Raw genomic sequence first — 13673 nt, 5'->3', positions numbered from 1 at the left:
ATCTTACATATAGGCTTGTTAAAGGTTGACATTTGACGGTTAACAGTCACCAGTCATCAGTCAACGGTACGCTATTTTTCACGACTAAAATCGGATTGCTGTATATTCTATATATAAGAAATGAAGACGCTAAATTGAACGTCTTCGGATGTATTCTTTATCACTAAATAATGAAATTTTCTGTGATACTAAAATCATTGATGCCAATGCGAACTCGGAACCGTTCATTAAATTCAGCCCCAAATTTTAATTGAATATAATCATCTTTATGGGGTGATGCTTCTACCTCTAAAAGGACTTTGCCACTTTGATCTAAACACGCTAATTTCAAACCAGGTGGTAAATAGGTTTGATTTCCGGTGGGATAAACCCGTAAGAGGACAGAAATGCTATTATGATGTTTTGGTAATATGGCAACCATCAAAGCTACAGGATGATTTGCTATTTGTAGACCTAAATCCATAATTCTCCGGGCTTTAATCGCCGGATGTTCTGGGTTGATTGTCCAGAGTATTTCTGCTAAATTCCAGCGAGTTTCTTCATCTTCCTGAATATGATTTAACAGGTTAACAATGACCTCGCTGATAATTAAATTTTGTGCCGATTCCGATAAATTATGCTTCTGATTTTGAACGAATTCAACCTGTTTTAATAAATCTGCCGGTAAGATATTATGCCATTTAGATTGTGGATAAATTTGTTCGATCGAATTCCAAACTTTAGTTGCTGAATTTAAATCAAAACCTCGAACTCGCTTATGGCGAAAAGCTAATTCTCCTCGATGTTGGCGAGATAATTCTTCTACACTCAGCCATTCTTGTGTATAAATACCTTCTAGCCATTGACGTAAATGGATAGTATGTAAATATTCAATTAAATCCTCCAGGGGTTGTAATTGATTAATATCGACTTCTAATTCTTCAACGTGACCTAAAAAACCGATAATTTGTGCTTCCAAATAAGGCTGATCCATCTTGACAAAAACGTAACCTATCCGATTTTCCCAAGTTTCCGGTGGAATAGTTACCAATGGGGAATTATCTCCAGTCACCACCCTACATTCTAATTTACCGTAGTTAGGAATCACTAAATCAGCAACATCATCAATCAAACGAGTAACAGCATTCCAACTATCACCTGCTTCTAAATCTGTTTCCACCTCTAACAATTGCAGATAATAATTCACAACCTGTACTGCTAAAGTATTAAGATAAACTCGACGTTGAGCAGAGGTTGTTGGTTGTTCTCTGGCGAATTTGAGGGCAAATTCGCGAAAATGCTCGGAAATGGGAATATAAATCATACTCGAAGTAAATACATTATTCATTGTAGTCAACAAAAAATCAACAAGCTTAGTCTTCATCCAGATAACTTGCTGATTTTCCAAAATTACGCAAACAAGGCAGACATTTTCTCTGATAAAAGCTACTCAGGGTAGGAACGGATACACCAAACTCGATGGCTAAATCCTTCCAAGCTGTCTCTGGAGGTAAACGACGCTGAATTAAGACAAAACAGTTAATATCAGGGCGATTTTGAATATGAATTTTCTTTAATTCGCTTGCTTCTTGTTTCAGCCACTGTTCAACTTCCATTAAGATTGGAGGTATATCTGGGGGTGCGGGAATCAGTTCTAATGGGTCGAGAACCTGACCGTTGTCATCAATAACAGGTGAAACCTTGGGTGGTTCTCCTGGTCGAATCAAAGAATCTTTAATCCGAAAGTGCAAATATCTATTTATCCAACTAATTACATCATCCTCTTGGGGGTTGAATGCTTGATTTGCGGTACAAGCTTCGCATAAATTGCGACAAAAATACAACCAGGTTTTTTGATAAGCATCTTCAATATCATAGATATTGTTTCTTGCTTTCAATAATCTGCCTGATTTTTGAATCAAAGTAATGATTTTTTGCAACCCCTTTTGACGTTCTCGGCTATTTTTTGAGTGTTGACAAGTGTCTCTAACCAAGTGCAGAAGTGTCAAGTCTAATTCATCCATATTTGTCAGTAATAGAGAAAGGGTAAAAAATTGGGTACATTTGCAAAAGTTGTGGAAATCACGTAGACATAACTAGAGAAATATTACTTTTGACGTATTTCTTCATATTATTTTACAAATTAGCTACCCTGAAGGGATTTTCCATAGTGACTACAAGGACAAATTAAGGAATTCCGTAAGTAGGGAAACAGCAAAAATAAATTACCCAATAAACTCTAGTCGGGTGTGTTGAAGTCAAATCTGTAACAATAGGGAAGCTCTGCTTCCTGATTTGAGGCAGTAGCCCTCTTAGAATGCGTCCCCACGCGGAGCATCGGGACGAGATCATCACAAAACACTGTGTGAAATTATGGGTAAACTTCAACAAAATCAATAGTCTACGCAAAGCCTCAACCCAACCTACAGTTATCTTTAACACCAAGCGTATTGGTATATAATATTTGCTGGTTTAGCGATCGCAAATAGGGGGTTGTGGAAATCTCCCAGAAAACAGCTTTCCCGAAATCGCCGGAATTTGCTACCCTAGGTTGGCGTGGGTGAAGTTGTGCAAATCTATGGCGATCAATAATTTATTTGCGTCTGGTGGTGTGGTCATGTACCCGTTGCTGGGCTTTTCGATTTTGGCTGTAACATTAATCATTGAGCGGCTTTATTTTTGGATACGTATCAATAACCGTCAATCTCCGGTGGTACGCGAGGTGTTAAACCTTTATAAAAAGAATAATCTTGTGGATGCCATTAATAAACTCCGTCAAAATCAAGATTTACCCATTGCCAGAATTTTTTTAGCAGCGTTAGAATTGGAAGGCGCAACTCCAGAAGAATTTCGTTTAGCTCTGGAAAGTGAAGCTCAATCGGAAATCCCCCTGTTGCGGCGATTTCAAACGGTATTTGATACGATTATTTCCCTTTCACCCTTGCTGGGTTTGCTGGGTACGGTATTGGGACTTATTACCTCCTTTGCATCCTTAAATCTGGGGAATGTCGGTGGTACTAACACTTTTGGGGTGACGGTGGGGATTAGCGAAGCTTTGGTATCGACTGCTTCCGGTTTAGTGGTTGCCATTGGAACGTTACTGTTTGCGAATATGTTTCGGGGTTTATATCAACGTCAGCGAGCGTTTATTCAAGAACAGGGTGGTCAACTAGAACTCTTGTATCGCCGTCGTTATGAGCAAAATCGATAATCCCGAAAAATTATAGGGAGTAGGGAGAGAGGTGACATGTTACGTCTGTACTGGAAAAATCAAGTCGTTACTTCAGGCTGATAATTGACTCATCAAGATTTATAAATTTTTATCGCTATACTATCAAGAGATATTGCTAAATGCTGCGTGGGACTTGTTGTGTCAACGGGTTTCGTTTAACAATACCAATAGAAAGAAAATCGTCTAGCCTCTATACTCTAATAATGGTAATGATTTTGGGGGAAGATTATGAAAAAAATCTGGATTAATGAGCAAGTGGATGCATCGGGAATGATTCATGCATGTATTGCGACCTGTGATGAAGCGCAAGCAAGGGACTGTCATGAGTCGTTTCAGCGCAATTTGACGGAGAAGCAGAAAGCTTGGGGGTGGGTTGCGCGTATGCGGGTTGTTGAATCCTGGGATGAGGTTCCGGTTAATTCTTTAAATTTGGCTTAGGTATTTCATCGGTGACGTCGGTTTTTTTGGGGTTATGAATTGATTTTACGTGAAGATACTCAGGGGTGGGGTCTTAAACCCGGATTTCTCACAAATCCCTCAAACTCTTAGGGAATAGTCTGTGACGGGAGTAGGGAATAGAAATGAAATTAAATTATTACTTAATGCTTGGTATTCACTTGTGAGAAATGCAAGTTAAAGTATGGCTGTTTGATGCTGTCGTCAAAACTTGAAGTTCATGCTCTGATTCATTTTTTTTACTTGTAAGATTGTGGATGAATATTTGTCTATCAGGGGAATGAAATAAAAGCTATCTTTAATTTGATTGTTTTTGATGTTGTGGTGTTGTGGGGGTACGCGTTTGAGTTAATGCGTACTTTTATTTTGGTTGATTAGAACATGAGGCTATGTTGGTTATCCCAGCATTTTTGGTTACGCCATTCTCTGTTGGTATGTTCACATTGTTGTTGATTGGTGATCCAGGGGATTGATGTGGGGAAGATTTCGGCTTTGACTGGATTATTAAGGATTGAACAGAGGGAGGTGAATAGGTATAGGGCTAATATACCTGTTTTTGTCATGAGTAAACAAATAATTAGTTGATGAATCAGAGATTTTTGATATTGATATGGAGGTTTATACATAGATTTGCAAAGATTTTCACATCGTTATTTTTTGTTCTGGTGAAGATAAATCAGGTTTGGTACTTCCTATAACTTTTTCCAATGGTCAGGTAAAGTCGATAGCTAAGATTATTACTTAATTGGTTGAGAATGAGAAGGTTTTTACTTAAGTAACTAATAAACTTTATGCAAAGTTATTTTAAATACTTAGACGTTTTCCAGGTGTTGGAGGGGGATTATTTGCGTAAATGGATTGTATTTGTGGCTAATTATCTAGTAAATATAAGGATTGGAGATGATTGGGGTGGGGTGATGATAATGGTAATTAGTCAATAAATATACATTTAAAGAGAATGTTTGTATTCCGAAGGTTCATGCTCTGACGTTAGGACGTTAAGGGGTGTTCGTGTTGAATAGTGATTGTGGAGGTTTTGTTATTAGGTGATGACGTGGTGGTGGGTTTGATCGAAGGTTTGCAGATGGTTGTTGAAGAGATAGATCAGCAGAATTTGGTTTTGGAGTGGTTGGAGACAGTATTCCTCTAGGGTAGCGAATAGTAAAGCATTACGAAGGTGCTTGTCTGGGGTGAAGTTAGCGATCGCAATCATTTTTTTTTGGATATGGCTATCGTATGTCAGCAAGTCCTTCAAGATTTTTTCTAGGACTGCGATCGCAATTAGCTGTTGTCCTCGATTGGGGGAGAGGACTGTTTCTACTTCCCGACGGGAAAATATAATGCTCAGAAGACGCTGTATCAGATTGGTATAGGATTTATCGGGTGTGGTGTTGAGGTCGCTTTGACGCAGAATTTTCCAACGGTATTCCACGACTTTTGTCCCAGAGTCCACTGACTCCGTATCATCGAACAGCCACTTAATTATACTTTTTCTGGTTGTTTGACTTTGCTCAGGAGATTCGCGAGCGATTCTGTCCAACCAGTATTGAGCCAAATTCATCGGCTTACACTCCTATACCGTAGTTTTTTCCTCTTGTTCGAGTCGATTCTGGTTAAATATACTCTGATTTATAGGTATCATACCTCCGTATCGATAAAAAAGATAGTGCCATCTTACACTTTTCTCCGTTTTTTCCGAAAAGCTCCTATTACCCTGAAGGAATTGGTAATGGGAATTATTCGGGAAGATGGAATTAGTTATATATGTTGGTGGTTGAGGAATCTGTATATGAATATTTTTTCAACCCCATTCTCAGTAATGGAGATTTGAAAAATGTGAAAATTTTCTGGAAAGGAAAACAATAAGCATTATTTTATACACTAAATTCCTAGATAATGTTGTTTCTGGAGGCAACATTTAGGCGATTAGCAGCAAAAATATCTGCTACTAACTCCCTATCAATCCTCCAAAATCCTCCTAAATTGGGTGAAGATGAAAAAATAATTCTAGCTACAGGTCTACAGATCGGTTTAAACCAACTAAATAGCTTGAACTTTAAGGATTTTTACTTCACTTTCCCATTTCTAGGATTTCTGGAACAGTCACAAAGCTGTAGCCTTTTTGCTTTAGACCTTGGATTATCCCCGGTAAAGCTTGTACGGTTCTGCGTCTGTCACCTCCACCATCGTGCATGAGGACGATTCCACCAGGTTGAGCATCTCGGAGAACATTTTTGATAAACACTTGATATTTAGCTCTGGGGTCGGTATCTGCGGATGTTTGTGACCACATAACGATGGTGTAATTTTGACTTTTGGCTTGCTGGACTAAACCATTATTTAAATAGCCTCCCGGTGGACGGAATAGGGTTGTTTTCACCCCGGTAGTGCGATAGATTAAATCTGCGGTGCGATCGATTTCGCTTTTGGCCGTTGCTGGATCCATCTGTTTGTACCAATGATGGAAGGTGTGATTAGCGATCGCATGACCATCGTTAACAACTTGTTTGGCGATATCTGGGTTGGTTTGAATTGCGGTTCCGACCCAAAAAAAGGTTGCTTTGACGTTGTTTTGCTTGAGGATATCGAGGATTTGGGGTGTAGTTTCTGGCCAAGGACCGTCGTCGAAGGTAAGAGCAATGACTTTTGCTTGATTAGGGATATGGGCTTTGTATACGATTTTACCTTGAAATTTGGCTGGTGCAGTAAAAGTTAAATTTTCTGGTTTAGCTGAGGGTGAGGGGGTAGTTGCAGGTATCTTGGCTGATAAAACTTGACTGTTGGGGTTAATTTTGATGTCTTGGTTGTCACGACATGCTGTAATTACAAGTGGGCAAAGTGCAAGTATCCATGCAAGTTTTGTTAGGGTTATTCCGTATTTGCGTTTATCCATCACACCTCTGATTTCTGGCATATACAGACATAATTACATGCCATAAACCTGATAACAGTCAATTTTTTTCGCTGATCTGCAAATAATTTCCCCTATTTTGGATTTGAAAGGGAGTAGAGAGTAGAGAAGACCCGTCGGGTCGTCTGTACAGGGAGTAGGAAGTAGTAGGAAAAAAGTACTTTTATCACCTCTGGTATACACGGTTTTCTACGAGAAGGTTAGTCTACTAAAAAGCTACACATATGCCAACATGTAGACGTGTAGTGGTTCTTATTGAGATGGCTACTCCCGATACCCTACTCCCAAAAAACGAGCTTATTAAGTATTAAAAGCAACTTTTCCAACAACCTTCAAGTGCAGGTTGGCAGAATCCTGGGGATGTCTTCCTTTTTGTAGATAGGTAGTTTGGTGACTTTATCACTTTTGGTCAAGTTGTCTTGGCGATGATTTAAATAGTATTTGGAAAGTGCAGTTAATTTCAGAATGCACTAGAGATAAATTGCAAAATTTAGGTTAGGTAAACATGTTTTTTCACAAAAAAGAACTGATTCAGAAAGCTGTCAAAATTAACTCACCCAATCCTCGCTATGCTCAGTTATTATTAGAACAATTTGGCGGTGCTACGGGTGAATTATCTGCGGCTTTGCAATATTGGGTGCAATCTTTCCATGTCGAAGACCCAGGTATCAAAGACATGTTACAAGATATTGCCATTGAAGAATTTAGCCATTTAGAAATGATTGGGAAATTAATTGAAGCCCATACCAATGATATCGATAATTCCGAAACCTATCAAAGTACCTTATTTGCAGTACGGGGAAAAGGTCCCCATTTTCTTGATTCCCAAGGTTCAGCATGGACTGCAAATTATTTAAATGAAGGTGGAGATGTTGTACGGGATTTACGGGCAAATATTGCTGCGGAAGCAGGTGCGCGACAAACCTATGAGGCTTTAATTAAGTTGGCTCCGGACGAAGGAACAAAAGAGACCCTTGTACATTTGTTAACGCGGGAGATTTCCCACACCAAAATGTTTATGAAGGCATTAGAATCTTTGGGTAAGTTAACAGACCCCTTCTTTGGCAATATTCAACCCGATGAGACGGTGGATATTTACTATAATTTATCCACCAACGGGAAGGATGAACGTGGTCCTTGGAATGGGGATGAAGATTTTAGATATATTGCCGATCCAATGTCGCAAAATGTGTAGATTTATTTTGGGGAGTAGGGAATAGGGATGGAGATAAAATCAAATCCTTACTCAAGGTTTAAGCCTGATTTACTGAAAATATAGCTAGGATATTTTCATGTTTTCAATGATGATGATGAGCATGTATATCCAAGCATACTCAGTTCACTAAATTGATCTATTTAGCCAAATAATTGCGATAGATGGAAATATGAAAATCTGTGTTTCTCACAAGTGAATGGTAAGCGTTGAGTAAAGGATTGATTTTCCTTCTACACACTACGGGTACGCGCAGCGTTGTCGTAGACTAGACGCTACACGTCTACACTACTCCTTATTCCCTGAAAGTTTTAGCAGGAAGTTAGTAAAGATATTGCGGTTGCAGTCGCGATCGCCAAGTGACTTCGTGGGAATATGGCAATTACTCGCTGTAGGGAAGGGTATTTCATGGATTGTATTTCTCGCATTTAAGGCTGAACAATTCCATTGTCAACCCTCCAGTTAGCGGGAGTGTCAAGTCGGAATTTGGGTGTTTGAGGACAAAAAATGCATATCTTCCCTGACTCCAGAAATAGTAAGCTCTAACAGCCTTGCGATTTCCTGACTGGTCTGGGTTGGGGAATTAGGAGGATGTGTGTAACATCAAAGGGCGATCGCAATCATGTTGGTAGAAGAAAGTCTGGTTAATTCATTGGGTGAGCCTTATTTTTTTAAGGGGAATGAACCGCTATTACTTGATGATTGTCAACGGGTTTGGTTGGTCAAATCCGGTGCTTGGGCTTTGTTTGCAATTAATGTGCAAAATGGTACTCCCAAGGGACGACGACGGTATTTATTTAGTGTGAAAGCTGGGGAGGGGATGTTTGGGGTGCAACTTCCGGGGGACGGGTTGCAAATTTTGGCTGTGGCTTTGGAAGAAAGTGAGTTATTGTTGGTCAGTCGCTCGGATTTTGGTGAGTGTGTAGCTGCTGCACAAGTAAAATCGTCTCAACAGCAGGTGAGTTTGCAACCAGAAGAGTTTGCTCCCATCCAGTTACTGGAAAATTGGGTCAACCATTTAGGTGCATCGGTAGCGGAGGTGACATCGGCGACCATGCCAACTCCGGCAACGGTTCCTGGTTGTAGCGTGTTGGGTGCGGGGGAAGTGTTTCAACCACCCCACGGTCAGGTGGCTTGGGTAAAAGTTTTACAGGGTACGGCGAATTTATTGGGTTTTGTCGATTTAGGGATTACTAATCATTCGGGTTTGCTGCCATTGCAGACATATTTATGGTTGCAAGCAGAGGATATTCTGGAAATTAATGCGGCCTTGTTGACGGTTTTACCGGGACCAGAGGTCAATAACTTGGGAGAGATTCTCCTATCGGGGGTTAATAGCCTACAAACAATGGTATTGCAAGGGATTAACAAACTCGAGCAGAAACAAAACCAAGCCGAATTAGAGCGATCACAACAACGGGATCGATTAAATAATCAAGCGATCGCCAATACGTTGGATGATTTTGCCACTGTGTTTGATAATACCCAGGAAACTGCGGTTCCCAAGGTCAGACAGATGCTGAATCGGGAGGAAGCCCTACTATTTGTTGCGGGTGCGGTGGGGAGATTTTTGGGTATTACGATTAATCCTCCAGCAAATTCGGAGGATTTACGCCGAGTTCGAGACCCCATCGATGCGATCGCCCGTGCTTCCCAAATTCGCGTCCGTCGCATTACCCTCAAGGATGGTTGGTGGAAACAGGATAGTGGTCCCCTGCTAGCTTATACCATTGAAGAAGACCGTCCTGTAGCCTTGATTCCCGTAAGCGATACCCGCTACGAAATGATTGACCCCCTGCGTCACCAACGCCGTAAATGCGATCGCAAAATGGCGGCAACCCTCGCACCCACCGCTTACACCTTTTATCGTCCCCTACCCTCGGAAATCAAAAGCTTCCTCACCCTGTTCCAGTTTGCCCTACGCGGACATTACAAGGAACTGATGACAATGTTGTTTGCGGGGATTGCCACCACCCTACTGGGAATGATTACCCCCCAAGCCACCGCCATTTTAATTGACCAAGCCATCCCCGATGCCGACCGCCATCTACTCTACCAAATTGCCTGTGGTTTAATTGCTACTACCCTTGGTGCAACCCTATTCCAATTAACCCAGGGTGTGGCGATTATGCGGATGGAAACCTTTGCCGATACTACCACCCAAGCGGCGGTTTGGGATCGATTACTCAAACTTAAACCAGCCTTCTTCCGAGAATTTTCCATTGGGGATTTAAGTGCGAGGGTTTCGGTAATTACGCAGATACGCCAAAAAATCGGTAGCACTTTAATTAGAAGCCTCTTCGCCAGTTCCTTTTCCCTGCTGAATTTAGGACTATTATTCTACTACAGCGTACCCCTAGCTTTAGTAGCCACCTTGGTAGCCCTGTTAAATATTGCCGTCACCATAATTTCCGGTCTCCTCACCCTGAAAAAAGTCCGTCCCCTGCTGAATATGCAAGGAAAACTATTTGGGATGATGGTACAAATCATCAACGGTGTAGCTAAATTTCGCACAGATGGAGCCGAAGCCAGGGCTTTTGCCTTTTGGGGGAAACAATACCGTCACCAACTACACCTGATGATGTCATCCCAAAACATTGAAGACAACCTAGTGGTGATTAACAACCTGCTTTCCGCCTTCACCCCAGCCCTCATTTTTGCGATCGCCACCAACCTACTCCTCCAATCCCAAGCCAATGGTGGCAACTTTTCCACAGGTACTTTCCTCGCATTTAACGCAGCCTTTGGCACATTCATCGGCGGTGCAACCAGCCTCAGCACCACCATCATTGATATCCTCGAAGTCCTCCCCATGTGGGAACGCGCTCAACCCATCCTCAAAGCTACCCCCGAAATCGATACCCACAAAGCAGACCCCGGTCGTCTCACCGGACGCATCGAAGTTAAAAATGTCATCTTCCGCTACCGTAGCGACGGTCCCCTCACCCTCGATGATATCAGTTTACGCGCCGACAGGGGTGAATTTATCGCCCTAGTTGGCCCATCCGGTAGCGGTAAATCCACCCTATTTCGGCTCCTCCTCGGCTTTGATACCCCCGAATCTGGTAGTATTTGCTACGACGGTCAGGATTTAGCTGGTTTAGATATCGGTGCAGTTCGGCGACAACTAGGAGTAGTACTGCAAAACAGTCGGTTGATGTCTGCATCCATCTTTGAAAACATTTCCAGTAACGCCAACCTGACAATGGAAGAAGCCTGGGAAGCCGCCAAAATGGCCGGTTTAGCCGAAGATATCGCCGCTATGCCAATGGGTATGCACACCGTCGTCAGCGAAGGAGGTACAAACCTTTCTGGAGGTCAACGTCAACGCCTAATCATCGCCCGTGCCTTGGCACTGCGTCCCTCCATCCTCCTCTTTGACGAAGCCACCAGTGCCCTAGATAACCGTACCCAAGCCATCGTCAGCGAAAGTTTAGACAAATTAAACGTCACCCGCATCGTTGTCGCCCATCGTCTCAGTACAATCCGCAATGCCGACAGAATCTATGTATTAGAAAATGGGCACTTAGTTCAGCAAGGTAGTTTTGCCGAATTAGCCCAGCAACCGGGTTTATTTAGCCAGTTGATTAGGAGACAGCAATTATAGAAGCCTGGATGAGGGAAATTTTAGGTATATATTGCAGCAAAAAGATTTTCATAACTAACCAATCAAAACATAAAAGAGGAGTCGCAAAATGTCAGTATTACGAAGTCAAGAAGGTCAAATCGTACAAGTATTGAGTGATAGGGTATGTATCAAATTAAAATCTACCCATTCACCTAATAGTATGGCAGTTGTCACCGTCGATGTTCCTCCAGATGGGTTTGTACCTCCCCATACCCATACACAAGAAGAGGAAAGCTACTACATGTTAGAAGGTTCGATGGTCATGCAATTAGGTAGCGAAGAATTTACAATCGAACCTGGCGATTTTGTGCATGTACCCGCAGGAACAATACATGGTTATAGGAACAATTCTGATCAACCGATCCGATTTCTCGCATGGACAATTGGAGGGTCAATTGATGAATTTTTCATCGAAATGTCCACAAAAATTCGGGAAATACCGAAGGATCTCCCAAAAATGCCGGAAATTTTGGAGAAGTACGGAGTTAAAATGGTTATCCCACCTGAGTGATATTTGTTACTGGCTCCCCAGCCTAAGCAACTCAGGGCTTTTAGTTTTAACTAAACCGATATACTTTAATCTTATCCTCGGAAGATTAAACTTCAACAAATTATGGATGCTTGAATGATACTGACTACGGATACTTGGACGATATGGATAACAAGTATGAGCATCTTTATAGTCTTGGAGACTTTTAATAGGTTAAATCCAAAAATAGAATGAATGTGAATTCTTCAACAAAGTCATAAAACATCAGGAAGTAAAGCGGGTAATATCGATTCTCTTTTACTTTGAAATAAATGAAACTAGAATAATCAACGGTTATACCCCCTGATATGTAGCGACCATTAGCGTAAACGATATAAGTCTTTGGGGTCGAAATAAAGTCCATTTGGCTTATATCGATTCTCTTGTACTTTGATATAAATTAAACTAGAATAATCAACGGTTACAGCCCCTAATAACCCAAGTTGCTAGTTATAAAAGAATGTCGATTTTTAAGTACAAAATCTAAAATTTTCGTGTCTAAAAATACAGGAAAGCGGATATTATGTATCATATCTATACATTTAGAGGCACTAACTAGCAACTTACATTAATATGTAGCAAACATTAGCGTAAACGATATTATGTGCAGGGGAGTTTACTGTAACAGATGATTTTGAAACTCCCTTGAGATATTCTCAATGCATTTGAGGACAAATAAGAATTCTGCTCGTCATTTTCGAGTTTAGCGACGCAAATAACTCTTCCCATTTCTATTATGTAAATTTTCAAGGAGCAAGAAATTAGCGGATAATAACATCTGCATCTACAAAAATAGCAGTAAATGACTCGATTTATACATGACCAATTTGCCAAAGACTACCTGGAAGAATTACTCAAAAATTATGGAGAGGTCAAACCATCGGAGAAATTATCCAGCGAAATTAAAGAAATCGATATTTGCTTTATTCCCAAAAATCAACCAAATCCGAATTTAGAAATACTAGGATTATTAGGTGAATTTACGGCATCCCCAGCAATATTGGAGCCATTTCGCAACCCCGCATCTAGTGATGAAATTTGCGATTGTATTGTCAAGGTATTAGAAACAAAAGCCAAACTGCGACGGGAAGCCAAAACCAACAAAACCAAACTACAACCAGAAATAATACCCAAACTGTGGGTTTTGACCCCAACCGCATCTGCAACGGTATTATCTAGCTTTAATGCTAACCCAAAGGAGGAATTTTCCCCTGGTGTGTATTTTCTGGGTGATGCTCTACGGACAGCCATCGTCGTCATACACCAACTACCGCCAATACCAGAAACTTTATGGTTGAGGATTTTGGGTCGAGGAAAAGTTCAAGAGCAGGCCATTACAGAACTACAGGCGTTACCATTAAATCATCCCTATCAACAGGTAATACTGGAGTTGGTTTACAGCCTGCGGGAAAATTTAAGAATAAACCAAGAATTAGATCAGGATGACCGGGAGTTAATTATGCGTTTAGAGCCACTATACCAAAGGGATAAAGCCCAAGCCATCCAACAAGGAGAACAACGTTTAATTATGCGTCAGCTCAATCGTCGGTTTGGGGAAATTGATCCAGGGTTAGGCGATCGCGTGCGGGAATTATCGATCGAGCAGTTGGAAAATTTGGGGGAAGCTTTGCTTGATTTTGTGAGTGTGGAGGATTTGGAGACTTGGTTAAATATGCAACGGGAATAACTTTGAGCGAAGTGTCAATACATTCCGTTTTCCAGGGT

11 protein-coding genes are annotated in these 13673 nt (G+C 41.2%); 6 read left to right on the top strand and 5 right to left on the bottom strand.

Annotated features, from left to right (window positions below):
• Positions 1-163: 163 nt before the first annotated feature.
• Both CDC37_RS08120 and CDC37_RS08115 read right to left on the bottom strand, forming a co-directional pair.
• Positions 164-1363: a DUF1822 family protein gene (locus CDC37_RS08120; RefSeq protein WP_231943308.1), complete on the bottom strand. Its 1200-nt coding sequence runs from the start codon at positions 1361-1363 to the stop codon at positions 164-166.
• Entirely contained in the window at positions 1353-1877 is a 525-nt protein-coding gene (locus tag CDC37_RS08115; protein WP_231943306.1) for a sigma-70 family RNA polymerase sigma factor, read from the bottom strand. The genes CDC37_RS08120 and CDC37_RS08115 overlap by 11 nt, the downstream gene beginning before the upstream one ends.
• A gap of 680 nt (positions 1878-2557) precedes the next feature.
• Here CDC37_RS08115 and CDC37_RS08110 point away from each other — a divergent pair.
• Together CDC37_RS08110 and CDC37_RS08105 are read left to right on the top strand one after the other, a co-directional pair.
• Positions 2558-3190 (top strand): MotA/TolQ/ExbB proton channel family protein, encoded by a 633-nt coding sequence (locus CDC37_RS08110; RefSeq protein ID WP_096621297.1) that lies wholly within the window; start codon positions 2558-2560, stop codon positions 3188-3190.
• A gap of 249 nt (positions 3191-3439) precedes the next feature.
• Entirely contained in the window at positions 3440-3649 is a 210-nt protein-coding gene (locus tag CDC37_RS08105; RefSeq protein ID WP_096621296.1) for a glycogen debranching protein, read from the top strand.
• A 392-nt stretch (positions 3650-4041) separates the two neighbouring features.
• On the opposite strand, the gene CDC37_RS08100 is transcribed toward CDC37_RS08105, so the two are convergent.
• From CDC37_RS08100 to CDC37_RS08090, 3 genes are all read right to left on the bottom strand, one after another.
• On the bottom strand, positions 4042-4293 hold the full coding sequence (locus tag CDC37_RS08100; RefSeq protein WP_096621295.1) for a hypothetical protein: 252 nt from the start codon (positions 4291-4293) through the stop codon (positions 4042-4044).
• Between the two features lie 416 nt (positions 4294-4709).
• Positions 4710-5228, bottom strand: a complete 519-nt coding sequence (locus CDC37_RS08095; protein WP_096621294.1) for a hypothetical protein — start codon at positions 5226-5228, stop codon at positions 4710-4712.
• 510 nt (positions 5229-5738) lie between these two features.
• Positions 5739-6581, bottom strand: a complete 843-nt coding sequence (locus tag CDC37_RS08090) for a polysaccharide deacetylase family protein (protein WP_231943301.1) — start codon at positions 6579-6581, stop codon at positions 5739-5741.
• 502 nt (positions 6582-7083) lie between these two features.
• Here CDC37_RS08090 and CDC37_RS08085 point away from each other — a divergent pair.
• The 4 genes from CDC37_RS08085 to CDC37_RS08070 all read left to right on the top strand — a co-directional run bounded on the left by CDC37_RS08085 (position 7084) and on the right by CDC37_RS08070 (position 13635).
• On the top strand, positions 7084-7773 hold the full coding sequence (locus CDC37_RS08085; RefSeq protein WP_096621293.1) for a manganese catalase family protein: 690 nt from the start codon (positions 7084-7086) through the stop codon (positions 7771-7773).
• 640 nt (positions 7774-8413) lie between these two features.
• A complete protein-coding gene (locus CDC37_RS08080) occupies positions 8414-11398 on the top strand; it encodes an NHLP bacteriocin export ABC transporter permease/ATPase subunit (protein ID WP_096621292.1) in 2985 nt (994 codons plus the stop codon).
• Between the two features lie 88 nt (positions 11399-11486).
• The gene (locus tag CDC37_RS08075) at positions 11487-11930 is read left to right on the top strand and encodes a cupin domain-containing protein (RefSeq protein WP_096621291.1); all 444 of its coding nucleotides are present in this window, start codon (positions 11487-11489) and stop codon (positions 11928-11930) included.
• Between the two features lie 820 nt (positions 11931-12750).
• Positions 12751-13635 (top strand): DUF4351 domain-containing protein, encoded by an 885-nt coding sequence (locus CDC37_RS08070; RefSeq protein WP_096621290.1) that lies wholly within the window; start codon positions 12751-12753, stop codon positions 13633-13635.
• Positions 13636-13673 lie beyond the last annotated feature (38 nt).

Origin of the sequence: Calothrix sp. NIES-3974 (assembly GCF_002368395.1) — a bacterium.
Lineage (GTDB): Bacteria > Cyanobacteriota > Cyanobacteriia > Cyanobacteriales > Nostocaceae > NIES-3974.
The sequence above is the reverse complement of the archived record's forward strand: the minus strand, read 5'-3'. Positions and strand labels throughout refer to the sequence as shown.

What these genes read in the sequence shown, in the direction of transcription:
- CDC37_RS08120 (WP_231943308.1), bottom strand. Translation starts at nt 1,363, where the DNA reads ATGAAGACTAAGCTTGTTGATTTTTTGTTGACTACAATGAATAATGTA.
- CDC37_RS08070 (WP_096621290.1), top strand. Translation starts at nt 12,751, where the DNA reads ATGACTCGATTTATACATGACCAATTTGCCAAAGACTACCTGGAAGAA.
- CDC37_RS08085 (WP_096621293.1), top strand. Translation starts at nt 7,084, where the DNA reads ATGTTTTTTCACAAAAAAGAACTGATTCAGAAAGCTGTCAAAATTAAC.
- CDC37_RS08080 (WP_096621292.1), top strand. Translation starts at nt 8,414, where the DNA reads ATGTTGGTAGAAGAAAGTCTGGTTAATTCATTGGGTGAGCCTTATTTT.
- CDC37_RS08095 (WP_096621294.1), bottom strand. Translation starts at nt 5,228, where the DNA reads ATGAATTTGGCTCAATACTGGTTGGACAGAATCGCTCGCGAATCTCCT.
- CDC37_RS08105 (WP_096621296.1), top strand. Translation starts at nt 3,440, where the DNA reads ATGAAAAAAATCTGGATTAATGAGCAAGTGGATGCATCGGGAATGATT.
- CDC37_RS08090 (WP_231943301.1), bottom strand. Translation starts at nt 6,581, where the DNA reads ATGCCAGAAATCAGAGGTGTGATGGATAAACGCAAATACGGAATAACC.
- CDC37_RS08100 (WP_096621295.1), bottom strand. Translation starts at nt 4,293, where the DNA reads ATGTATAAACCTCCATATCAATATCAAAAATCTCTGATTCATCAACTA.
- CDC37_RS08075 (WP_096621291.1), top strand. Translation starts at nt 11,487, where the DNA reads ATGTCAGTATTACGAAGTCAAGAAGGTCAAATCGTACAAGTATTGAGT.
- CDC37_RS08110 (WP_096621297.1), top strand. Translation starts at nt 2,558, where the DNA reads ATGGCGATCAATAATTTATTTGCGTCTGGTGGTGTGGTCATGTACCCG.